21 protein-coding genes are annotated in these 24078 nt (G+C 59.9%); 9 read left to right on the top strand and 12 right to left on the bottom strand.

Going from position 1 to position 24078, the window contains the following annotated elements; genetic code table 11:
* Nucleotides 1-180: 180 nt before the first annotated feature.
* Nucleotides 181-738, top strand: coding sequence for a sigma-70 family RNA polymerase sigma factor (locus tag RDL77_RS09505; RefSeq protein WP_288192639.1), 558 nt, complete (start codon nt 181-183; stop codon nt 736-738).
* On the top strand, nt 725-1366 hold the full coding sequence (locus tag RDL77_RS09500) for an NrsF family protein (RefSeq protein ID WP_223612502.1): 642 nt from the start codon (nt 725-727) through the stop codon (nt 1364-1366). Before RDL77_RS09505 ends, RDL77_RS09500 begins: the two co-directional genes overlap by 14 nt.
* A gap of 15 nt (nt 1367-1381) precedes the next feature.
* Here the strand turns inward: RDL77_RS09500 and iolB are convergent, their stop codons facing one another.
* The 6 genes from iolB to RDL77_RS09470 all read right to left on the bottom strand — a co-directional run bounded on the left by iolB (nt 1382) and on the right by RDL77_RS09470 (nt 8241).
* Entirely contained in the window at nt 1382-2176 is a 795-nt protein-coding gene (gene iolB, locus RDL77_RS09495; protein WP_223612501.1) for a 5-deoxy-glucuronate isomerase, read from the bottom strand.
* A 4-nt stretch (nt 2177-2180) separates the two neighbouring features.
* Complete coding sequence (locus RDL77_RS09490; RefSeq protein WP_223612500.1) at nt 2181-2402, bottom strand: DUF3329 domain-containing protein; 222 nt, start codon at nt 2400-2402, stop codon at nt 2181-2183.
* Nucleotides 2399-3283: a myo-inosose-2 dehydratase gene (gene iolE, locus RDL77_RS09485; RefSeq protein ID WP_288192638.1), complete on the bottom strand. Its 885-nt coding sequence runs from the start codon at nt 3281-3283 to the stop codon at nt 2399-2401. Before iolE ends, RDL77_RS09490 begins: the two co-directional genes overlap by 4 nt.
* A gap of 174 nt (nt 3284-3457) precedes the next feature.
* Entirely contained in the window at nt 3458-5308 is a 1851-nt protein-coding gene (iolD, locus tag RDL77_RS09480; protein WP_288192637.1) for a 3D-(3,5/4)-trihydroxycyclohexane-1,2-dione acylhydrolase (decyclizing), read from the bottom strand.
* Between the two features lie 23 nt (nt 5309-5331).
* Entirely contained in the window at nt 5332-7263 is a 1932-nt protein-coding gene (gene iolC, locus RDL77_RS09475; protein WP_288192636.1) for a 5-dehydro-2-deoxygluconokinase, read from the bottom strand.
* Between the two features lie 135 nt (nt 7264-7398).
* Nucleotides 7399-8241: a MurR/RpiR family transcriptional regulator gene (locus RDL77_RS09470; protein WP_288192635.1), complete on the bottom strand. Its 843-nt coding sequence runs from the start codon at nt 8239-8241 to the stop codon at nt 7399-7401.
* Nucleotides 8242-8401: 160 nt separating this feature from the next.
* On the opposite strand from RDL77_RS09470, the gene RDL77_RS09465 reads away from it, so the two are divergent.
* Nucleotides 8402-9535 carry a Gfo/Idh/MocA family protein gene (locus tag RDL77_RS09465; protein WP_288192634.1) on the top strand — a complete coding sequence of 378 codons (1134 nt, stop codon included), beginning with the start codon at nt 8402-8404 and terminating at the stop codon, nt 9533-9535.
* Nucleotides 9536-9611: 76 nt separating this feature from the next.
* Here RDL77_RS09465 and iolG read toward each other — a convergent pair whose 3' ends face one another.
* From iolG to RDL77_RS09445, 4 genes are all read right to left on the bottom strand, one after another.
* Nucleotides 9612-10601, bottom strand: a complete 990-nt coding sequence (iolG, locus tag RDL77_RS09460; RefSeq protein WP_288192633.1) for an inositol 2-dehydrogenase — start codon at nt 10599-10601, stop codon at nt 9612-9614.
* Between the two features lie 221 nt (nt 10602-10822).
* A complete protein-coding gene (locus tag RDL77_RS09455; protein ID WP_223612493.1) occupies nt 10823-11848 on the bottom strand; it encodes an ABC transporter permease in 1026 nt (341 codons plus the stop codon).
* 28 nt (nt 11849-11876) lie between these two features.
* Entirely contained in the window at nt 11877-13418 is a 1542-nt protein-coding gene (locus RDL77_RS09450; RefSeq protein ID WP_288192632.1) for a sugar ABC transporter ATP-binding protein, read from the bottom strand.
* A gap of 75 nt (nt 13419-13493) precedes the next feature.
* Complete coding sequence (locus tag RDL77_RS09445; RefSeq protein ID WP_223612491.1) at nt 13494-14423, bottom strand: sugar ABC transporter substrate-binding protein; 930 nt, start codon at nt 14421-14423, stop codon at nt 13494-13496.
* A gap of 394 nt (nt 14424-14817) precedes the next feature.
* On the opposite strand from RDL77_RS09445, the gene RDL77_RS09440 reads away from it, so the two are divergent.
* Nucleotides 14818-18090 (top strand): GH92 family glycosyl hydrolase, encoded by a 3273-nt coding sequence (locus tag RDL77_RS09440; RefSeq protein ID WP_288192631.1) that lies wholly within the window; start codon nt 14818-14820, stop codon nt 18088-18090.
* Between the two features lie 74 nt (nt 18091-18164).
* Here the strand turns inward: RDL77_RS09440 and RDL77_RS09435 are convergent, their stop codons facing one another.
* Both RDL77_RS09435 and RDL77_RS09430 read right to left on the bottom strand, forming a co-directional pair.
* Nucleotides 18165-18998: a TIM barrel protein gene (locus tag RDL77_RS09435; RefSeq protein WP_288192630.1), complete on the bottom strand. Its 834-nt coding sequence runs from the start codon at nt 18996-18998 to the stop codon at nt 18165-18167.
* Between the two features lie 126 nt (nt 18999-19124).
* Nucleotides 19125-20156, bottom strand: a complete 1032-nt coding sequence (locus RDL77_RS09430) for a LacI family DNA-binding transcriptional regulator (RefSeq protein WP_288192629.1) — start codon at nt 20154-20156, stop codon at nt 19125-19127.
* A 161-nt stretch (nt 20157-20317) separates the two neighbouring features.
* Here RDL77_RS09430 and RDL77_RS09425 point away from each other — a divergent pair, with 161 nt between their 5' ends.
* The 5 genes from RDL77_RS09425 to RDL77_RS09405 form a co-directional block, all read left to right on the top strand.
* Complete coding sequence (locus RDL77_RS09425) at nt 20318-21412, top strand: fatty acid desaturase family protein (protein ID WP_288192628.1); 1095 nt, start codon at nt 20318-20320, stop codon at nt 21410-21412.
* Between the two features lie 75 nt (nt 21413-21487).
* Entirely contained in the window at nt 21488-21805 is a 318-nt protein-coding gene (locus tag RDL77_RS09420) for a MocE family 2Fe-2S type ferredoxin (RefSeq protein ID WP_223612486.1), read from the top strand.
* 2 nt (nt 21806-21807) lie between these two features.
* Nucleotides 21808-23040, top strand: coding sequence for an NAD(P)/FAD-dependent oxidoreductase (locus tag RDL77_RS09415; RefSeq protein WP_288192627.1), 1233 nt, complete (start codon nt 21808-21810; stop codon nt 23038-23040).
* A 16-nt stretch (nt 23041-23056) separates the two neighbouring features.
* Entirely contained in the window at nt 23057-23854 is a 798-nt protein-coding gene (locus RDL77_RS09410; RefSeq protein WP_288192626.1) for a 3-methyl-2-oxobutanoate hydroxymethyltransferase, read from the top strand.
* A gap of 4 nt (nt 23855-23858) precedes the next feature.
* Nucleotides 23859-24078, top strand: a 220-nt coding sequence (locus RDL77_RS09405; protein WP_288192625.1) for an ACT domain-containing protein, incomplete at its 3' end; no start/stop codon positions are given.

The following is a 24078-nucleotide window of genomic DNA, read 5'->3' as shown; positions in this document are numbered from 1 at the left end:
CCGGACCTGTCGGCCGGTCACATCAAGCAATTCGCCGGAAGCTGGAATTTGGTTACAACGATCACGGATTGGTGATCGAAAAGTTCGACCAGCGGCCACTGGCATGCGGTAACCGCTGTCGATATGATCGGCGCATCTGTAACCTTTTCGCCGTTGCTGCGAATAAAGGAATGAACCAGGGTGCATTCGGTCGAAGCGCGTTTGAAGGAACTGATGCTCGCAAGCCTTGCGGGCGACGCGCAGAGCTATCGTGTGCTGCTCGACGAGGTGGCCAAGCTTTTGCGCCGGTATTTTCTGCGCCGTCTGGCCGATGCCCACCGGGGCGACGCGGACGATCTGGTGCAGGAAACACTGCTCGCCCTGCACACGCGGCGGCAGACCTATGAGCCGGATCGGCCCTTCACCGCGTGGCTGCATGCGATTGCGCGCTACAAGCTGATCGATCATTTCCGGCGCAACCGCATCCGGGCAACCGTGCCGCTGGACGATGTGGAAGACCTGTTTCTGCAGGACAATTCAGACGCCACCGCAGACCGCATGGATGTGGACAGGCTGTTGCAGACCATACCGGAAAAATCACGGGATCTGATTTACCGGACCAAGATAGAAGGGCAGTCGATCGCGGAAGCGGCCCGAAGCACCGGCCTTTCCGAATCGCTCGTGAAGGTCAGCATTCACAGGGGATTGAAGGCCATAGCCGCGAAGTTGAGAGGACAGGCAGCCGATGACGACAAATGATCTGATCGAGCGTCTCGCCAGCGAATTGAAGCCGGTATCGCGCAAAGCCGTGCTGCGGCGGATCGGCATCGGCCTTGGCATCAGCTCGGTCGCCTCCGCCATTCTCATGTGGTCGTGGCTGGGCATGCGCCCAGACCTGATGACCGCGGCGGGGACCATGGCCTTCTGGGTCAAGTTCACCTATACGCTCGCGCTTGCCGTCGGCGGCGCCTGGGCGGTCAAGCGCATTGCCTACCCGCTTGGCAGCATCCGCATCAGCCTTGCCGTGATGGCGGTCGCCATTGCCCTCATCTGCATGCTTGCCTTCGCCCAGCTCGCCATGTCGCCGCGCGATCACTACGCCAACATGATGAAGGGGCACACGATTACGGTCTGCACCTTCAACATCGTGGTGCTGTCGCTGCCGCTGCTGTTCGGCGCCTTCTGGGTGCTGCGCGGCCTGGCGCCGACGCGGCCCACGGTTGCCGGGATCGCGGCCGGCCTTGCGGCGGGGTCGATTGCAGCGCTTATCTACTCTTTCCACTGCGATGAAAGCGCCATGCCGTTCATCGCCATCTGGTACACGCTCGGGGTGATTTCCTCCGGCCTGATCGGCGCGATTGCCGGCCGCTTCATTCTGCGGTGGTAGATTGTAGCCTGGAGCCTACTTCATCAGCCATTCATGCTCGGGCGCGTTGTGGAATTTCCACGTGCGCTTGGGACCAGCCATGACATTGAGATAATAGAGGTCATAGCCATGACAGGCAGCGCAGGGATGATAGCCCTTGGGCACCATGACCACATCGCCGTCCTCGATCGCCATCGCTTCGTCCAGTGACCGGTCATCCGTATAGACCCGCTGGAAGGCAAAACCCTGCGGCGGATTGAGCCTGTGGTAATAGGTTTCCTCCAGATAGGACTCCGCCGGCAGGTTGTCTTGATCGTGCTTGTGCGGCGGATAGCTCGATGTGTGACCGCCCGGCGTGATCACCTCGACCACGAGCAATGAATCCGCCGGTTCGCTTTCCGGCAGGATGTTGGTGACGTACCGTGTATTGGTGCCCTTGCCGCGTGTTTCCTGGCCAAGGTCGTCAGGCGCGATCACGCGCACCGGCAGATCGCCGCCAAGGCTTGGCGCCGAGCAGACGGCAAGTTCGACAGCCGTATCGGCCACCACCGACCAGTCGCAATTGGCGGGCATGTAGACCGACCACGGCTTGCCCTCGAAGGGTGACATGCGCGCGCCCAGCAAACCGAGATCGTGGCCGTTCACCTGGGCAAATCCCTTGCCCGTCACGAAGACGAGACAGACTTCCGTGTCGCCGCTGCGGCCGGCAATGGTCTGGCCCGGCGCAGCGCGATTGAGGTCGAACCCGACATAGGTCCAGCCGGCGGTTTCCGGCGTGACATGCGCCACGCGGCCGGTGCCGGTTTGCGCCTTGAGCAACAATTTCGACATGGTCCTATTCCTCTTTCCCGTCCGCATCCGTCGGCTTGACCGGTTCGGATGCGTCAAAAGCGATGAAAAACTGCCAGACGCCATAACCGGCGAAACCAAGCGCTATCGTCCCCCAGAACGGCGTGCCCGTGACGAACTCGAAAATGGCCCATGCAACGCAGAAGGCCACGACAGCGATACGCCGCCACAGGGGACGAAAAAACGGATGCTTGGAATCGCTGGTCAAACCAATCCTGCCTCTTTGATGAAGCGGCTGAGATTGGCATGGCCAAGCTTGGAATAGACGGCTGGATCAGCCTTCACAGGGTCCTGCTCTGCCTCGACAACCACCCAGCCGCTATAGCCCTGGAGTTCCTTGAGAACACGAACATAATCGATCATGCCGTCGCCGGGAACCGTGTAAACGCCGGCAAGGACGGAATCGAGGAAGGACCAGTCTTCGCGGTTGGACTGCCACATCACGGCTTCGCGGATATCCTTGCAATGCACATGGCTGATGCGCGCCTTGTGGTGGCGGGCGAGGCGTGCCGGATCACCGCCGCCCCAGGTGGCATGGCCGGTGTCGAGCAGCAGATGCACGGCATCGCCCGTTACCTGCATGAACCGGTCGATCTCGGATTCGGTCTGCACCACGGTGCCCATGTGGTGATGATAGACCACCTGCAGGCCATAGGTCTGCTTCACCGCTTCGGCAAAGGCGGTGTAACGCTTGCCAAATTCAGCCCACGCTGACTTTTCCAGAACCGGACGGGCCGACAGCGGCAGGCTCTTGTTGGAATGGATGGCGTTGGATGTCTCGGCAGCAATCAGAACCGTGCAGCCCATGTCCTTCAGCAGCGTGGCATGGCCGACAACAGCCTTGAGTTCAGCGTCGACATCGCGCACGAGCAGCTCGGTCGAGTACCAGCCGCTGACAAGACTATGTCCGAACGCATCCAGGATCGGACGCAGCTTGTCCGCCGTGCGCGGAAACTTGTTGCCGAGCTCCATGCCGGTGAACCCGGCCGCCTTCGCCTGTTCCAGACAGGTTTCCAGAGGAATATTGCCGCCGATTTCGAGCATGTCGTCATTGGACCAGCCGATTGGGTTCGCCCCGATACGGATCATTCTTGTCTTCCTTCAGTTGTTGTGTGCGGGGTGCGTGGTTCGACAAGCTCACCATGAGGAAGGTGGGTTGACTGCAACACCAATCGCAAAGATTGCAGAATATGACTTCCTGTCATCATCTACGTCCCTCATGGTGAGCTTGTCGAACCACGCACTGTTTATCTACAAATCAGGTTAATCGCCGATGTGTTGCAGTTTCAGCTTCTCTTCATAGGCCTTGCGCGCGGCATTGACCTGCGGGCGCTGGCTGACCTCCGGCACCGCCACATCCCACCACGTGCCGCCGGCGTCGGTGGAGACAAGCGGGTCCGTGTCGATGACGACAACCGTGGTCCGGTCGTTCTGTTTGGCGCGTGCAAGTGCAGACTCCAGTTCCGCAATCGACGCAACCTTCTCAGAAATGGCACCAAGGCTTTTTGCATGGCCGACAAAATCGACGTCAGGCAGAACCTCGTGGCGCGAGTCTTTCATGAGGTTGTTGAAGTTCGCGCCGCCCGTGCCCATCTGCAGCCGGTTGATGCAGCCGAACCCGCGATTGTCGAGAAGCACGATCGTGATCCTCTGGCCCAGCATCACCGAAGTGGCGATCTCCGAATTCAGCATCAGATAGGAGCCGTCGCCGATCATCACGACCACCTCGTCATCCGGCTTGGCCATTTTTGCACCGAGGCCGCCCGCAATCTCGTAGCCCATGCAGGAGAAGCCGTATTCGGCGTGATAGGAGCCGGGTGCGCCCGCCTGCCAGAGCTTGTGCATTTCACCCGGCAATCCGCCCGCCGCATGCAGGACGGTCGCCGCGCTGCCCATGGCCCGCTGGACGGCGCCGATCACCTGCGCATCCGACGGCAGGACCGCGTTGGTCGGTCCGGTGACCTCGGCGGCGGCCTTCTGCCACTCGGCCTTGCCCTGTTTGGCATTTTCGGTCCAGCTCACGGGCGCCTTGTAACCGGCGGTCGCGGCAGCCAGTTCCAGCAGTCCTTCCCGCGCATCGGCAACGAGAGCCGCCGCGCGGTGCTTGCCCGCATCGAAAGCCTGCACGTTGAGGCCGATGAATTTCTTGGCTCCGTTGCGGAACAGCGCCCAGGACCCGGTGGTGAAATCCTGCAACCGTGTGCCGACGGCCAGAATGACATCCGCCTCTTCCGCCAGACGGTTGGCCGCCGATGTACCGGTCACGCCGATTGCGGCCATGTTCAGGGGATGATTGTCAGGCAGGGACGACTTGCCGCCCTGCGTTTCGCAGACGGGAATGCCCGCCGCTTCCACGAAGGCTTTCAGCTCGTTCGATGCCTGCGAATAGATGACGCCGCCGCCGGCTATGACCAGCGGCTTTTTCGCGGATTTGAGCAGTTCGACGGCGGCAGCCAATTCCCTACGGTCCGGGCGCGGGCGGCGCGTCGTCCACACGCGCTCGTCGAAAAAACTTTCCGGATAGTCATAGGCTTCCGCCTGCACATCCTGACACAGCGCCAGCGTCACCGGGCCGCATTCGGCCGGATCGGTCAGCACCGCCATGGTGCGGGCGAGTGCCGGAATGATCTGTTCGGGCCGGGTGATCCGGTCGAAATAGCGCGAGACGGGACGGAAGCAGTCATTGGCCGAAACCGTGCCGTCGCCAAAACTTTCCACCTGCTGCAGAACCGGATCGGGAATACGGTTGGCAAACACGTCACCCGGCAAAAGCAGCAGCGGCAGGCGGTTGACATGGGCAAGCGCCGCCGCCGTCACCATATTGGTCGCGCCCGGCCCGACGGAACTCGTCACCGCCATCATGCGGCGGCGGAAACTGGCCTTGGCAAAGGCGATGGCCGCATGCGCCATCGCCTGCTCATTGTGGGCGCGGTAGGTCGGAAGTTCGTCGCGCACCTGATACAGCGCCTCGCCGAGACCCGCCACGTTGCCGTGGCCGAAAATCGCCCAGACACCGGCAAACACCGGCACCTTCCGGCCATCGATCACGGTCATCTGGCTGGCAAGGAAACGCGTCAATGCCTGCGCCATCGTCAGGCGTATCGTCTTGGTCATGTCAATCTCCTCCCGGCCTGATGCTATGCCGCTTGTTGCTTGCGGCTGGCAAGCCATGCCCTGGTCAATTTTTCGAAACGATCGGCCATGTCGGCAATCGCCGCCTCATCGGATATCTTGCCCGCCAGCCATTGTTCGGCGGCATCCATGAAAATGGTGCGTCCAACGGCAAAACCTTTGACGACGGGCGCATTGGCGGTGGCAGCGAAGGCTGCTTCCAGCTCATCCTGCGGCGCTTCCAGCCCGAGGAGGACGACACCACGGCACCACGGATCGTTCTTTTCGATCACCGCCTCGATCTTCTTCCAGGCGGCGGCCGAAGCCTGCGGCTCCAGCTTCCACCAGTCCGGCTTGATGCCAAGCGCGTAGAGCTCTTCCAGCGCCCGCGGAATGGTCATGTCGTCGAGCACCCCGTGCTTTCCGGCAATAATCTCGATCAGCAGTTCGCGTCCGACCTTGCGCGCCGCCTCGAACAGGGCGCGCAGCTTGGCCTGCTGCTCCGCCTTCAACTCGGCCGGATCGTCCGGATGATAGAAGCACAGGCACTTGATGCAATGATCCACCGGCCATTCCGCCAGCTGCGACCCGATATCCTGCGAGAATTCAAAGCGCAGCGGGCGCGAGCCCGGCAGTTCGACCGGGCGGCCGAGCCAATCGAAATTGTGCCGGGCAAATTCGAACATCGCCTCGCGCCCGAACTTTTCATCGAGCAGCATGCCATAACCGCTGCGGCCATCGGCAACCCGTGCGGCGGCCTTGACGGCCAGTTCCTTGAATGCCTGCACCCGGCCGATATCCGCGCCAAGCCTCTGGGAAAGGTCCTCAAGCTGCACGCGATGGTCAATGGCAAAGGCCATCATCGAAGGGATGTCATGGCGGCGCGTGGTTGCCCAGTGCACATGATTGATCGCCTCGTCCTTGCGCAGCGCATGCTGCGGGCTGCCGTGTTCAAGGAAGAACTGCAGCTCTTCGAATGTCGGGATTTCCGGCGAGCACAGGAGACGCGACACCGCAAAGGCGCCGCAGGCATTGGCCCAGGTCGCCGCCGTGGCGAGGCTTTCGCCGCCGAGCCAGCCGCGCAGGAAACCGGACATGAAGGCATCGCCCGCGCCCAGCACGTTGAACACCTCGATGGGAAATCCCTTGCCGACAATGCCGTCCTCAAGATCATCCGAAATGGCGCCCTCATAGACGATGCAGCCCATCGGGCCGCGCTTGAGCACGATGGTGGCATGGGCGGAAAGCGCGCGGATGGTCTTCAATGCGGCGAGCAGATCAGCCTCGCCGGAGGCGATCAGCACTTCCTCTTCCGTACCGACGATCAGGTCGCAGTCGGCCAGCACCGTCTTCAAATGGCTCGATACGGCATCGGAGGCGATATAGCGGCTGTCGCCTGCCCCGTGACCGGCAAGTCCCCAGAGGTTCGGCCGGTAATCAATGTCGAACACCACCTTGCCGCCGGCTTCCTTGATCAGGCGGATCGCCTTGCGCTGGGCGGCATCGGTGTTGGGCTTGGAAAAATGCGTGCCCGTCACCACCACGGCGCGGGCCGAGCGGATGAACTCCGGATCGACGTCGTCCTCGTTCAGCGCCATGTCGGCACAGTTCTCGCGATAGAAGATCAGCGGAAAGCTCTTGTCGTTCTCGACCGACAGGATGACCAGCGCCGACAGCCGTTCCGCATCGGTGATGACACCATCGACGGCCACGCCTTCGCGCAGCATCTGCTCGCGGATGAAACGGCCCATCTGCTCGTCGCCGACGCGGCTCAGAAGTGCCGAGCGCAATCCGAGACGGGCGGTGCCGATGGCGATATTGGCCGGGCAGCCGCCGACGGATTTGGCGAAGGACGCGATATCCTCGAGGCGGGAGCCGATCTGCTGGCCGTAGAGATCCACCGACGAGCGGCCAATTGTGATGACATCAAGCTTTTTGCCTGTTGCAGCGCTGCCCATGACGATCCTCCCGATATGCTGATCCATCCCGCTGAAAACAGGCCGGGAATTTTTGCATATGAAATAATAATTCTACCAAATCGTCAATATGGAATGTATATTCTTTTTAGATTTCCCGCATTTCATTTGGCGCTGTTACAGGCTGCGGCGCCGTTCCGCCACGCTCACAGTCAACGCCATGGCGAGCGCCATTGTCCCGGAGAGAGACCGGAATCCGGAAAAGTCCCCTTCCGCCGCCTCGAACCACACGCTGGCGGATTGTGCCAGCGGGGAAAACGCGCTGTCGGTGATGGCAACGACAGGCACGCCATGCGCTGCCAGCGCTGCCGCATGCTCGACCGTTGCCGAGGCATAGGGCGAAAAGCTGATGGCAATCGCCGCATCCTGCGGCCGGGCAAAGGACAGGATTTCCGGGTCGATACCGGCCGTCGATTCAATCAGCTGATTGCGGATTTTCAGTTTGCCGAAGGCATAGGCCATATAGGCGGAGATCGGATAGGACCGGCGGCGGGCGATGAGATAGATCGTGTCCGCATGCGCCAGAATTTCCACGGCGCGCTCCAGCACATCCTCCTCGGCACTGCGGGAAATGGTCTGGATGGATTGGCTGGCCGCCGACAGGAACCCATTGAGAATGACGCGGTTCTTGGAAAGGCCCGGCGTATCGCCGCGCAGGCCCGACAGCCGTTCTTCATACGAGCCCTGCCGTTCCCGCAGGCGTTCGCGGAACACCGATTGCAGGCTGGTAAACCCGTCAAAACCCAGATGCTGGGCAAAGCGGATAAGCGTGGAGGGCTGCACGCCGGCCGACTGGGCAATGCTTGCCGCCGTGCCGAAGGCGATTTCATCGGGATTGCCGAGGGCATAGGCCGCGATCTGTGCCAGCCGCTTGGGCAGGAGCTGCCGGCGATCCAGGATCAGCGTGCGCAAGGCATCGAAATCCTGCGGCAGAGTTGCTTCTGTGGCCGTGCTGCCCATTGCGAATCGTTCCCCTTGGTTTTGCGATACGGATGGCGAGACTACCAAAATAATCCATTCCGCAAAACGGATCAGTTATTCCATTTTTATCCGTTATAGATTACTTCAATCAACATCTGCAAGAGATGCGGACATCCTCAAATGTCGTGGGAGTGAAGACATGTCGGGTCATGGGAATGCGCGCGCACTGGGTGTGGGGCTGATCGGAACCGGGTTCATGGGCAAATGCCATGCCCTGGCCTGGAATTCCGTCCGTGCGGTTTTCGGTGATGTCCCTCCGGTCCGTCTCGTGCATCTCGGCGAAGCCAATGCCGAGCTTGCCGGCCAGCGTGCGGCCGAGTTCGGCTTTGCCAAGGCGTCGGGCGACTGGCGCGCCGTGATCAACGACCCCGATGTCGATATCGTTTCCATCACCACGCCCAACCAGTTTCACCCGGAAATGGCGTTGGCCGCGCTTCAGGCCGGCAAACACGTCTGGTGCGAAAAGCCCATGGCCCCGGCATTCGATGACGCCAAGGCGATGACAGCGGCGGCAAAACAGTCCGGCAAGGTTGCGGCGCTCGGCTATAATTACATCCAGGGTCCGGCCATCCGCCATATCCGCCAGCTGCTGGCGGAAAAGATCATCGGCGACGTCAATCATCTGCGCATCGAGATGGACGAGGATTTCATGGCCGATCCCGACGCGCTGTTCTATTGGAAGCATGCTGCAACGTCAGGCTATGGCGCGCTCGACGACTTTGCCGTGCATCCCCTGTCGCTGCTCTGGGCGCTGTTTGGCCGGGTCAGCCGGGTCATGTGCGACATGTCAAAACCCTATGCCGAGCGCCGGACGCAGGACGGCGGCATGAAGGCGGTTGAAACCTATGACAGCGCCAGCGTGCTCCTGCATATGGAAAACGGCGTGGCCGGCACGCTGCAGGTCAACCGTTCCGCCTGGGGCCGCAAGGGACGTATTGCCCTGCAGATTTTCGGCTCGAAAGGCTCGATCCTGTTCGATCAGGAACGCGCCAATGAATTCCAGCTCTACGTCACCGCAGACCGGCCGACGGAACAGGGCTACCGCACGATCCTGACCGCGCCGCATCACGATCCCTATGGCCGCTTCATCCCGGCTCCTGGCCACGGTCTCGGCTTCAACGACCTCAAGATCATCGAGTGCCATGAACTGATCAAGCGCATCGATGGCCAGGAGGCGCATCTGATCGGATTTGAGGACGGATTGGAGATCGAGCGCACAGTGCACGCCATGGCCCGGTCATTCAGTGAACAGCGCTGGGTGGATGTAAGGTAGGAGGGAATCCCCCTCTTCACCCTGCATATAACCGCCCTGCCGGTGACCGCACCGGCAGGGCGTTTTTCATTGAAACTCAGAGGCTGATCGTCTTGCCTTCCTTGACCGAGCGCAGGGCAGCATCGGCCAGCGCCAGCGCGATCAAGCCATCCTTGCCGCTCGGAGCGGCCCTGGCGCCCGTCGCAATCGCATCGATGAAAGCGGCGATCTCGTTGGCATAGGCTTCCGTGTAGCGGGTCATGAAGAAATCATGCAGTGGCGGACGGGTATAACCGTTGCCATTGGCGACTTCGATCGACACCGGACGCTGGTTCTCCGCGGCAACCATGCCTTTGGAACCATGCACTTCAATGCGCTGATCATAGCCATAAGTCGCGCGGCGCGAATTGGAGATGATGCACTGCTTGCCGGAGGCGGTGGAGAGAATGACGCTGACGCTGTCATAATCGCCGAGTTCACCGATCTTCTTGTCCACCAGAACCGAAGCATGGGCGGTCACGGCCACCGGATCTTCGCCCAGCAGGAAACGCGCCATATCGAAATCGTGGATCGTCATGTCGCGGAAAATACCGCCGGAACGGGTGATGTATTCGGCGGGCGGCGCACCTGGGTCACGCGAGGTAATCGTGACCATTTCCACCGTACCGATGGCACCGTCATCGATGGCCTTGCGCACGGCGGCAAAGTGCGGGTCAAAGCGGCGGTTGAAACCGACCATCAGGGTCGCCTTGGTTTCATCAACGACAGCCAGGCATTCCTCGACGCGCTTCACATTGAGGTCAATCGGCTTTTCGCAGAAGATCGCCTTGCCGACGCGGGCAAAGCGTTCAATCAGGTCCGCATGGGTATCGGTCGGCGTACAGATGATGACCGCATCAATGTCACCGGCCTTTTCGATCTCGTCGATGGTGCGGATTTCACAACCATAGGCGCCGGAGAGATCCTTCGCCGCCTGTTCGAACGCATCCGCCACCGCAACGAGTTTCGCCTGCGGGTTGGAGATCACGGCCTTTGCGTGAACCTTGCCGATACGGCCCGCACCGAGCAGACCAAAGCGTACAGTCATTTCATTACCTCTTGGAAAGAAGCCCGGATGGGTTCCGGGCATTGCAGATTGAACTTAAAATTTGCAGTCACAGTGTGCGTGGTTCGACAAGCTCACCATGAGGGAGAGCGAGGATTGCAGGGAACTAGATCCTGCAATATTTCCGGTTAGCCTTGCAGCACCACTCTCCCTCATGGTGAGCTTGTCGAACCACGCACGATGCGGATGCAAGCCATAGACCTTTAAACTTTTCTCTTCTTCTGGCGATAGACGTCTACCACAACGGCTGCAACGATAATCACGCCCTTGATGATTTCCTGATAATAGGCATCCACCCGCAGGAAGGTGAAACCTGATATCATCACGCCCAGAATGATGGCTCCGATGACCGTTCCGGTGATCCGTCCCACGCCGCCGGTGAGCGACGTCCCGCCGATAACAGCAGCCGCAATCGCATCAAGCTCATACGTAACACCCATGCCAGACTGTGCCGTCTGGGCACGGGCTGCGGTAACAATACCGGCAAGACCCGCCAGCACACCGGCGATGGCATAGACCTTGATCAGATGCCGCTCGACATTGATGCCGGAGACGCGCGCCGCCTGTACGTTGGCGCCGATGGCATAGGTGAATTTGCCGTAGCGCGTATAACGCAGCGCGATGTGGAAAATGAAAGCAACGACGAGGAACACCACCACCGGCCAGATACCAGTGCCGATGAAATTGAACTGGTCGGTGAGCCCTGAAACCGGCGATCCCTTGGTGTACCATTTGGCAACGCCGCGCGCCGACACCATCATGCCGAGCGTCGCGATGAACGGCGGAATCTTGGTCTGTGCGATCAGCGCTCCATTGACGATACCAGCAAGCAGACCAATGCCGAGACCGACGATCAGAGGGACGATGAACGGCAGATCCGTCAGGCTGGGATAGACGGGTCTTGCCCAGGTCGAGGCCTGCGCAAAACTCGCGGCAATCATCGCCGTCATGCCGACGACGGAGCCCGATGACAGATCGATGCCGCCTGTTATGATGACCTGCGTCACGCCAACAGCGATAATGCCGATGACGGACACCTGCAGGATGATGATGGTCAGGCGCTGCTGGTTCATCAGAAAGCTCTGCCCGACGAAAATCCAGCCGAGCACTTCATAGATCAGGGCAATGCCGATCAGGACCAGGAGGATGCTGACCTCCGGCGGCAGCCGGCGCCCCTGCTTCGAGACCGCCGGTGCGGCTGCCTTTGCGGTTGCTTGTTCGCTTGTCATTGTTGTTCCTCCCCGTCCGGCAGCGGCTTCACTTGGAAGCCAGCTCCATGACTTTTACCTGGGTTGCCTCTTCCCGATCCAGAAAACCGGTGACGCGGCCCTCGTGCATCACCATGATGCGGTCGCTCATGCCGAGAACCTCGGGCATTTCCGACGAGATCATGATGACGGCAACACCCTGCTTGGCGAGTTCGGAAACGAGGCGGTGGATTTCCGCCTTGGCGCCGACATCGATGCCGCGCGTCGGTTCATCGAGAATGAGAATTTTCGGATTGGTCAGCAGCCAGCGGCCGATCAGCACCTTCTGCTGGTTGCCGCCGGAAAGATTTTCGACACGCTCCTGCAGATTGGGCGTCTTGACCCGCAGCTTGTCGCTCATCACCTTGCAGGCCGCGGCAATGCCCTTTTCCGAAACAAAGCCGAATTTGACGAACCGGTCCTGCAGCACGGCGATCTGCATGTTCTCCAGTACGTCGAGAATGAGCAGGCAGCCGGTTTCCTTGCGGTCTTCGGTGATGAAGGCCATGCCATGCTGAATCGCCTGGTTCGGCGAGGCGATGGCAACCGGCTTGCCGTTGATGGCAATCGAGCCCGTCGTGGCGGGTGTCACGCCGAATATGGTTTCGGCGACATTGGAGCGGCCCGACCCGACCAGCCCGGCAATGCCGAGAATTTCGCCGGCCCGCACATCGAAGGAAACGCCGCTGAACACATTCTTCAGCGCGAGGTCTTTCACCGACAGGACGACATCGCCGATCGGCACGATCTCCTTGGGAAACATCTGGGTGATCTCGCGCCCGACCATCATCTTGATGATGTCGTCGCGCGTCACGTCGGTGGATGCATGCGTGCCGATATAACGGCCATCGCGGAACACCGAGAATTCGTCGGCGATCTCGAACAGCTCGTTCATCTTGTGGGTGATGTAGACAATGCCGATGCCCTGGCTGCGCAGGCTGCGGATGATCTCGAACAGATGCGCCACCTCGCGCTCGGTCAGCGCCGAGGTCGGCTCATCCATGATCAGCACGTCGGATTCGTAGGACACCGCCTTGGCGATCTCGACCATCTGCCGGTTGGCGACGCTCAGGTCCCGCACCTGCGCTTCCGGATCAAGCGCGATGTTCAGCCGCTTGAACAGCTCGGCGGTCATCGCGAACATCTTGCCGTGATCGACAAAGCCGAACATATTCTTCGGCTCGCGCCGGATCCAGATATTTTCGGCCACCGTCATGAAAGGCATCAGGTTCAGTTCCTGATGGATCATGGCAATGCCGTTCTCCAGCGCATCGAGCGGCGATTTCAGCCGGATCGGCAGCCCCTTGAGAAACACCTCGCCCTGATCTGGAACATATATTCCAGCCAGGATCTTCATCAGCGTGGATTTGCCGGCGCCGTTCTCGCCCATCAGCGCGTGTACTGTCCCGCGCTTCAGACGGAACGACACATCGTCCAGCGCCAAGACACCGGGAAATTCCTTGCGGATATTTTCAACATTCAACAGATATTCGGCGTTCGGCACCGCACCACTGGCGCGAACCGCAGCCATCGTTGTTGGGCTGACTGCCATAATCGTCTCCTCCCGAGACATTGAGCAAAGGCTGGAACGCGCCCGGAGGCGCGTCCCTGTGCAAGGCGCTATGCCTTAGTTCTTGGACTGGTACTTCGACAGATTGTCCGGCGTCACCAGCTCGAAAGGAATGTAGACCTTGGTCTCAACCTTTTCGCCCTTCGACAGCTTCAATGCGGCGTCGACCGCACCCTTGCCCTGACCGGCGGCATTCTGGAACACGGTCACGCGGAGATCACCGGCAGCCATGGCAGCGAGCGCATCCTGCGTCGCGTCGACACCGGCCACGACAACCGTGTCCATCTTGCGTCCGGCGGCCTTGAGGGCCTGGATCGCGCCGATGGCCATTTCGTCATTGTTGGAAATGACGGCATCGAATTCCAGACCGGCGGAGAGCCAGTTGGTCATGAGGTCGGCACCCTGGGTGCGCGACCAGTTGGCGGTCTGCTCCTCGACGATGGTAAGGCCCTTGCATTCGTCGGTGGCGATCACGTCGTGAATGTCCTTCGTGCGCTGGCGCGCCGCCTGGTTGGACAGCTCGCCCATCATGACAACGACTTTGCCCTTGCCCTTCAGGAGCTTGCAGACTTCCTTGGTTTCCAGCGTGCCGGACTCGACTTCGTTGGATGCAACAAAGGCCTGTTTTGCCGGCAGTTCGTTGACGTTGACCGGCTCGCGGTTGACGTAGACCAGCGGAATGCCCGCTGCGGTCGCCAGCTTCGACATGGCGGCCGTCGCGTCCGTATCCACCGCGTTGACGATGATGGCATCGACCTTCGAGGCGATAAAGTTCTGGATCTGGCTCTGCTGCTTGGCAACATCGTTCTGCGCGTCTTCCACCTGCAGCTTCACGCCATCCAGCGTCTTGGCATAGTCCTGCATGCCATTGCGCAGGACCGTCAGGAAGTTGTCGTCGAACTGCGCCATCGACACGCCAATATTGGCGGCCAATGCCGACGTGCTCATCAAGGCTGCAACAGCCACGCTCAATATCAGTTTTTTCATTTCGTCTCCTCCACATGGTGCCCGGCCACACCGTCCTGATCCGGAAGCTCCGCGAACGTCGGCATCGTAGCCACGCAACCCCTGCTGCCAGCGATGCCTCTGCCCCTAGAGTGCGCGAAACGTCGCGCAAACTTTTCTGGACTTGTCATACGGAATATAAAAACCGTCGCATCCAGTTTCTGAAATATTTATTCCATTTTCTCAAGAAGGCGTCAAGCGGGGTTCGTGAAAACCGGGCAATAATTGAGGGGTAAATTTTGCACAGCTGCGCAACCGGATTGCCTGTCTTCAACGCCGGTTTTTACCCTCACATCAGGTATTCTTCAGACTTATTGATAATTGACCCGCATCCTGAATTGATAAAATTATCACTTTCAATCGTTTTAAATCGACTTTGGAGGGGTTGATTTGGGCGAGGCTTGCCAGCGGCGGCGACATTTGTAGCTGCATTCCATTTTCAACGACAAAAAATTTTGGGGAGGACATTATGAGACTAAAGGCACCGCTTATTGCGGGCTTGTTCAGCTGCGTGGCATTGGTGGGTTGTACCGGCTCGGATAACAAGGACACTGCGGCATCACAGGGAACGTTCGACGGAGCAACCAAGGACCTGAACACGCAGGTATCTCAACCGTCGGACACAATCAGCCAAGCAGTACAGGTCAAACAAGCTCAGGGCGATGCCGACATTGCGGCTTTGCGAGTAACGCTTGGCGAGGTCCAGCAAACCCTGAAGACTTTGGAAGCCGGCATAACCGCAGCGAAGACAGAAAACGACCTTACCAAATTGCGGCGATTCAATCTCCCGCAGGCGGAAGACGATGCCGCCGCGCTTGCACTGAAACTGGGGGATATCAGCTCGTCCAGATTTAACCCGCTGATAACAGCTGCAGACAATCTGCAACAGCGTATCAGCGCTTTGCAGGCTGATCCCCAACTTGCGGCGGCCGACCGCACTCGGCTTGAGGGTGTGACTGGCGACTTTAAAAAACTCAAAGTTGATCTGGTTGCCGCCAGTACCAAATTCGAGGGAGACCGCGCCGTTCTCGCATCAACGAATGATACAATCCGGCAACTGCTGGAAGCAGTGAAAATCAAAGCCGATGTCGCCACGATTACAGCGCTGACAGACCAGATCGTCAGTCTCTCAATCGCGATTGAAACGCTGAAGAGAAGCAGCAACGGTGAAATCAGGGATTTCAATTCACGCCTGGCTACATTGGAAGACTCGCTTGATGCCCTGCAACCACGATCGGATATGGCGCTGACCCCGTTTGTCAATCTCTTCATTGGCACGACCAAAACCGACAGCGGCGGCGGTCATTCCGGCAACGTCAATCCCGGCGCGCAGACACCCTTCGGCATGGTCAGCTTCGGACCGGACACGAAGGGCAGCGGCGGCGAGTTTGGCGAGGGATCAGGCGGGTATTATTACGACGATGTGGCGATCCAATATTTCAGCATGACGCATCTGAACGGCCCCGGTTGTCGCAGTCAGAGCGCGGTCGCCATGCTGCCGCAGGAAACAGCCAGCCCGATATCAACCGCCGGCGCAAGATACAGCCACACCGATGAATCGGCGCAACCCGGCTACTACCGGGTCAAGTTCAACAACATCCTCAGCGAACTGACCGCGACGACGAGAACCGGCATGGCGCGTTTCTCCTACGCCAACAAGGATAAGGCTTTCCTCGTCATCGATGCCGCGCTCAACGGCAGAGCAAAAGAGAGAGCCAAGAACAAGCTTGCCAATCTTGCCACGGTCACCTTGGGTGAGGATAAAAAATTCATCTCCGGCAAGGCTTTCGCCGGGAGTTTCTGTGACGGAACATGGGATCAGCCCGTCTATTTCCATGCCGTCTTCGACAAACCCTTGAAAAACACATCTTCGGTCAAAGACGGTTTGGCCACTCTGCAATTCGATCTGACCGATACCGATAAAACCGTCCAGGTCAAAATCGGCATTTCATCAGTCAGTGCTGACAATGCCAGGAAGAATCTTGAGGCCGAAAACAATGGCTGGTTATTCGATACTGTCAGGCAGCAATCAGACGCCATCTGGAACAAGCGCCTGAATACCATCCAGATCAGTCTGGCCAAAGCGGAGGAACAAGCAAAGCTTCCATCGGACAAACAGCCGGCTATCAAGACCAATCTGACGAAATTCTATACGGCGTTCTATCGCGTTTACAGCGGACCCACCGTTTTCAGCGATGTCAACGGCGACTACCGCAGCATGAAACAGACGGCACCTTTTCCGGCAATCGACACTCTGCCTGACCGCACAACAGAGAACGTGGCCAATTACAAATTCACACTGGACGGGAAGGAAAGCGGCTACAAGACGCACTACTCCGGTTTCTCCATGTGGGACACCTACCGTTCTGCCACGCAACTGGTAGCTCTTATCGCTCCGGATGAGGCCAGCGAGATGATGCAGTCGCTCGTTGCAGATGCGCAGCAATGCGGCGCATTTCCGCATTGGGTAAATGGCAGCGAGGACACCATCCCCATGCAGGGCGATCACGCCCTCAACGTCATCGCCGGCACCTACCTGTTCGGGGCGCGGAATTTCGACCTGGCCAAAGCGCGCAAATACATGGAGCAATCCACGTTCGATTCCCAAAGCGCCTGCAATGACAAGCTCAGCGTCGGGCGCAATGCCAATCTGCCCGCCTTGCCGGACTATCTCAAACTTGGCTACATCGCTACCGATGCAGCCGCGGCGTGGAATGCATCTTCGGCCACTATTGAAATGACAACCAGCGATCGATCCGCCGCTGCTTTCCTTGCCAGTCTGCCCGCGTCGGCAGGTGTCAAGCCGGACACCATTCAGGCTCTGTTCAAACGCGCCTCAAACTGGCTGAACATTTTTGATACAAGCGAAAAGACACTGAGCGCCAAGGATAAGACCGGCCAATGGCAAAACGGCAGTTTCCATGAATCGACGGAGGGAAATTACATCTGGGCATTTGCTCACGACTGGACCGCGCTCATTGACAAGCTCGGCGGCAAGGCCGCGGCTATCGCACGGCTGAACAAACTGTTTTCCATCCCAGCACTCACCTCGTTCAACGATGTAAGCCGTGAACCTTCCCAAAGAAACCTGAACGGAGGCCAAGAATCAGCAGGTTATTATATCGGGAATGAACCGGCATTTCAGACACCATGGGCCTATAATTGGGCGGCTGCACCGAAATATGCGCAGTACGTCATCCCGGTGATCATGAACAAGAACTTCTCTACTGCCCCCGGCGGATTGCCCGGCAATGATGACATGGGAGCGACATCGGCATGGTATGTCTGGGCGGCGCTCGGGCTCTACCCGGTCATTCCCTCGGCGCCTGGACTGGCAGTGTCCACACCGCAATTCCAAGGTATCACCGTCTGGCTCGGCAATGGCAAAAAGCTGCTGATCAAAACCGACAAGGACGCAATGCTCGACAATGTCCGGTACATCGATGAAATGAAGCTCAATGACACGCCCTATCAGGGCCTGTGGCTGCCGCTCGACAGGATCAGAGACGGCGGCAAATTGAACTTCAAGCTGTCCGCGATACCAACAGCGTGGGGTGAAGATGACAGTCTTGTCCCACCCTCGGGACCAAACGCCGACTACAGCAAGCCCACAGCCAAACCGCCTGCGGGTGCGCAGATCATCCCGTAGAGTGATGAAATTTCTAACCTTGAAAACCGGCGCCGGCTCAACCCGGCGCCCACCTTTTTGGCAGTCGTCAGCGATCAGGATTGAGCAAGACCATTCCTTACCGCAGTCATGCTCGCCGTGATCGCCTCCGCAGGATCGTCCAACCGCTGCACCTCCTCGGCGAACGGCTCGAACGAGAACAACCCGGCATAGCCCCCGGCCAGAAGCGCGCGGATCTGGGCGATATTGCCGAGACGGTCCTGCACATCGACGAGAACGCGGTGGGAATCGCGCATGTCGCTTATGGCAATGGCGGCATCGGTGACGCCCGAGATGTGCACCAGCCCGGTCCATTGTGGGAAAAGCGCCGGTTCCCCGGCGAGATGGTGGTGGAAGGTGTCGTGGACGATCCGGAACGTGTCCTGCCCGCCAATGTCCTCGATGGCCTCGACGGCCTCGCGTTTTGAGCGCAGCGAACAGATTTCAAAGCCGAGCGGTTCGACGAACCCGAGAAGCCCCCGCGCCGTCAGGATCGGCTTGAGCGCTGTCAGCGCCGCACGCAGATTGGCCTGCCGCGCGCCATCCTCCTGACCGGTCCCGTCATTGACCGGTACCAGAACGAGAGCCGCCGCGCCTGCATCCCTGGCATAATCGGCGAGTTCAATGGCTTCCTTTTCGCGCCCGGGCGTCCATTCATTGAAGCGCTGCAACGCATTGATCGTCGCGATCTTCACCCCGACCTCCGCCGCCTGCGCCCGAATATCCGCCGCCGGCGTTCCGTCGACAACGGCATTGCCGGTGAGATCGTTGCGGATTTCCACGTCCTGCACACCGATGGCGCGCGCCAGCTGGAAGAAAGCCTGCGGCCGCAACGCCGGCGTGACCATGTGATTGATTGCAAAAACCGGTGCGGAACGCGTCGCGCTCATCGGAAAACCTCCCAGGAATGAAATGCCAGCACAATGCCGGCGCCGCGCGAAACATCTGTTCCATTCAGCGGTCAGTCAATCGCCCTGACGCCGCAGAAACTATCATCTCTGATAGATTCGGTTGTTTCAGATGTTTTCAGGTAGATAAATATCGAAGGGCAGAAAGGTTTGTCCCGGCGTGTTGGCCGCACCGGTTTCGATGGCATGCCCCATCAGTTCCACCAGTTCACGGCAGAGACGCGGCAGCGGGGTGGCAATGGCCATCGTGACGACATTATCGGCCAGCGCCGCGCGCGATTCCGGCGTGATTTCATTGCAGATCATCACCGGCGGTTCCGGCATAATGCTCTCGCGCAGGGCTGCGATCGCCCCTTCCATGCCGCCGCCGGCGACATAACATCCCGCCAGATCCGGATGGTGTTCCAGCAGATTGAGCATCGCTTCATGCGTGATCTGCCGTGTCTCCAGATTGATCAGCGTATCGAGCACGGTAAACTCAGGCGCTTCTTCGCGAAAGAACGAGCGGAAGCCGATTTCCCGCAGCTCATGCCCCTGAAACCGGTGACTGCCGACAAAGATCGCCACCTTGCCCGGACGGCGCGCCGTTTTGGCGATCATCCACGCCGCCGTGCGTCCCGCCTTGCGGTTGTTCAGGCCGACATAGCCCTCGCGCACGCCAGCGGCAAAGTCGGACAGCAGGGAGAAAACGGCAATGCCCTTCGCCTTCAGTTCTTCGATCACGGCCGTGATCGATGGATGGTCCGGCGCAACGAGCGCGACCGACTGCGTGCGCCCGGCCAGAGACCGCAGCTTGACGATGATATCCTCCGGCGCCAGCGACGGGCAGAAGTCGACGACCGGCACCCCGCGGAAATGCGGCGCGGCATTGACCGCCTGATCGATTTCGCGGGCAAAATCCTGATAAAAATGCTGGCCGGACTTCTGCAGGAGAAAACCCAGCCTGTATTCCGGCAGTTCCTGCCGCATGCGCTGGCGGATCAGCCCCGCCGCGTGATAGCCGATGCTGTTGGCAGCGTCATAGACGCGCCGCGCCGTTTCCTCGCGCACGGGCAGGCGGTTGTTGAGCACGCGGTCCACCGTTGCCACGCTGACCCCGGAAACCCGGGCAAGATCGGCAATTGTCGGTCTGTTGGCCATATCGCCTCGAATGATAGATTCTATCATAAACCGTATCATCCAATGATGGAGATTGATAGGATTTTATCATCGCGAATTGAGCATGCCCCCTGCCATCGCTACACTTCTCCCATCGGGCCGCAGCGTTTGAAGTGCGTGCCGAAGGATTGGGAGGTCCTGCCATGGACGCAGCATTACCGGCATCACGCGATTACAGCCTTGTCGGCCGCGATTCACAGCGCGCTGTCGAGACCGGGCTGGCTGCCGCCGAGTGGTATCACACGGACGTTCCCCGCAAGGACATAAAAGATCTGATGAGGCGCGAGGACGGGCCGGCCATGCGCGACACGGCGATCTGGCTCGGCAGCATGGCTGTCCTTGCCGGGCTGGGCATTGTTCTCTGGGGCACGATCTGGTGTGTTCCCGTCTTTCTCGCCTATGGCGTGCTCTACGGTTCCGCCTCGGATTCGCGCTGGCACGAATGCGGCCACGGCACCGCCTTCAAGACCCGCTGGATGAACGATGCGGTCTATCAGATCGCCTGCTTCATGATCATGCGCAATCCGGTGACCTGGCGCTGGAGCCATGCGCGTCACCACACCGACACGGTCATCGTCGGCCGAGACCCGGAGATTGCCGTCATGCGCCCGCCCGATCTCGTCCGCCTCATCCTGAATTTCTTCGGCCTTCTCGATGCATGGCATGCGGTTGCGGATATGCTGCGCAATGCCGCCGGGTTTGTCAGCGCCAAGGAAAAGAGCTTCATTCCCGCGCAGGAGCAGCACAAGGTCGTGCGCTTCGCCCGCATCTGGCTGGCGATCTATGCCGTCACCATCGCGCTGGCTGTGTACACAGGCTCGATCCTGCCGCTGATGCTGGTCGGCCTGCCCCGCCTGTATGGCGCGTGGCATCATGTCCTCACCGGTCTGCTCCAGCATGGCGGGCTTGCCGACAATGTCATCGATCACCGGCTCAACAGCCGCACGGTGCTGATGAACCCGGTCAGCCGTTTCATCTACTGGAACATGAATTATCACGTCGAGCATCACATGTTTCCCATGGTGCCCTATCACGCGCTGCCACGCCTGCATGCCATGATCAGGCACGATCTGCCCGCTCCCAATTCATCCATCCTCGACGGCTACCGCGAGATGATCCCCGCCTTCCTGCGCCAGTTGCGCAATGAAGACTATTACCTCAGGCGTGAATTGCCGTTGACGGCAAAACCCTACCGCGAGGAATTCCACGGCGAGGATGCCCGCGCTGCAGCGGAATAGAATTGGTAAGAAACTGCTTACAAAGAAGACCAATGAGCAGGGCCTGTGCGGCTCCTGCCAAAGGGAGGAAAGAGCATGAGCGACTGGATTGAGGCCTGCACGGCGGATGATATCGATGAGGAAGATGTCATGCGTTTCGACCACGCGGGCCGGACCTTTGCGATCTATCGCAGCCCCGATGACGAATTCTTCGCCACCGACGGGCTTTGCACCCATGAGCATGTCCATCTGGCCGACGGGCTTGTCATGGACGATATCATCGAGTGCCCCAAGCACAATGGCCGGTTCAGCTACAAGACCGGCCAGGCCAAGGGCGCGCCGGTCTGCGTCAACCTGAAGACCTATCCGGTGAAAGTCGAGGCCGGCAAGGTCCTCATCCAGCTGGCTTCCTGACGATGACCGCCGGTATGGTCATCATCGGCGGCGGCGAATGCGGCGCCCGCGCCGCCTTTGCGCTGCGGGAGAACGGATATGCCGGGCCGGTCACGCTGATCGGCGCGGAAAAGCACCTTCCCTATGAACGGCCGCCTTTGTCCAAGGACACCATGATTTCACCGGAGCATCCCCTCGCCAGAACCATCGCGGGAGAGGACCGGTTCGCCGAACAGGATATCCGTTTCGTTGCCGGCACGACTGCGATTGGAATAGACCGGGAAGCGAAGGACGTCATCTTCGCCGGTGGCCATCGTCTTGCCTATGACCGGCTGCTGCTCGCGACGGGTGCCGTCCCCCGCCCGCTGCCGCTGGCGGCGGCAAGCAGGCATTGCGCCTGTCTGCGCAGCTATGACGACGCGCTGGCCATCCGAGCGCAGCTTCAGCCGGGCGCGCGCATTGTCATTGTCGGCGGCGGCTTCATCGGCCTTGAACTTGCGGCCAGTGCGCGCCAGCGCGGCGCCGTGGTGACGGTGCTCGAAACCCAGGCGCGCATTCTGATGCGCGGCGTACCGGAGGAAATCGCCGCAATCATCGCAAAACGCCATCAGCAGGAAGGCGTTGTCATTCGCTGCGGCGTTGCCATTGCAGCGATCACCGACCGGGAAACCGGCGTCACCATGACGCTTGCCGATGGTGAAAAGCTTGAAGCGGACCTCGCCGTCATCGGCATCGGCGCCCTGCCGGTAACGGCGCTCGCCGAGGCGGCCAATCTTGAAACCGCCAATGGCATCCTCGTCAATGCGCATCTGCAGACGAGCGACCCCGATATTTTTGCTGCCGGCGATTGCTGTGCGTTTCCGCTTGCCCTCTATGGCGGTCGCCAGGTGCGGCTGGAAGCATGGCGCAATGCGCAGGAACAGGGCACGCTGGCCGCCCGCAACATGCTTGGGCTTTGCGAGCCGCATCTCGCCGTTCCGTGGTTCTGGTCCGATCAGTATGAGTTGGGGCTGCAGGTGGCCGGGCTTGCCGACGAAGGTGCCCGGACAATCCGCAGGGATCTCGGCGACGGCGCGTTCATCCTGTTCCATCTCGCGGCGGATGGACGCCTTGTCGCTGCCAGCGGCATTGGTCCCGGCAGCAGCGTCGCCCGGGATATCCGGCTGGCGGAAATGCTGATTGCCCGCAGCGCCTGTCCCGATCAGGCTCATCTCGCCGCGCCGGACATCAAACTCAAATCGCTGCTCGCAGCCTGAAACGGACGGAGACACCATGACCAGCAAACGCCCCACGGTGGCAGATATTCTTGCAATGAAAGGTCGTCGCCAGTTGACCATGCTGCGGGTCGAAACGCTTGAGGAAGCGGAGGCCGCCGAGCGCGCGCGGGTCGATATTCTTTCCGTGCCGCCGGCGCTGCTCTCTCCCGCTTTCCGCGATGCGGCGCCATCCTGTTTCACCATTCCCGGCCTTGAATACGGCGATTTCGTCACGGCGGAGGATTATGTGCGCGCCGCCTTTTCCGCCTTGCGCGCGGGCAGCGATGCGGTCTATTGCGCGGCCAGCCTGTCGACGATCCGGCGCATGCGCGATGAAGGCATTCCTGTCTGCGGCCATGTTGGCCTGATCCCCTCAAAGGCGACCTGGACCGGCGGGTTCAAAGCTGTCGGCAAGACGGCGCAAAGCGCGCTCGATATCTGGCGCCAGACCAAGGCGCTGGAAGAGGCCGGGGCGTTTGCCGCCGAGATCGAGGTGGTGCCGGTGGCGGTTGCAACCGCCATTTCCGAGCGCACCTCGCTGTTCATGATTTCCATGGGCGCAGGCGCCGGCTGCGATGCGCAATATCTCTTCGCCGAGGATATTCTTGGATCGAACCGCGGCCATTATCCGCGCCATGCCAAGACCTACCGCAACTTTTCCGCCGAATATGACCGCCTGCAGCAGGAAAGGGTCGCAGCCTTTTCCGAGTTTGTCGCAGACGTGCACGCAAAAAACTATCCGGCAGCCGAACATGTGGTTGGAATTCCGCATGACGAACTGGACCGTTTTCTCAAAGAGCTTCCTGGAGTTTGAACCGATGGATCATCAGTCCCCCACCTCGCCCGTAACCCGTCAGCCCTCTGATTATGCGCACGGTTTCGTCCTCACCCTGTCGTGCGAAGACAAGCCGGGGATCGTGGCATCGGTGACGACGGAGCTGGCGGCGCTGGATGCCAATATCGCCGAGAGCAACCAGTTCTGGGACCGCCAGACCAACCGCTTCTTCATGCGCATCGCCTTTGCCGCCTCAGAAAGCA

Source organism: uncultured Phyllobacterium sp. (assembly GCF_902479695.1).
In the GTDB taxonomy this organism is placed as follows: domain Bacteria; phylum Pseudomonadota; class Alphaproteobacteria; order Rhizobiales; family Rhizobiaceae; genus Phyllobacterium; species Phyllobacterium calauticae.
This window is presented reverse-complemented; position numbering and strand designations above follow the sequence as displayed.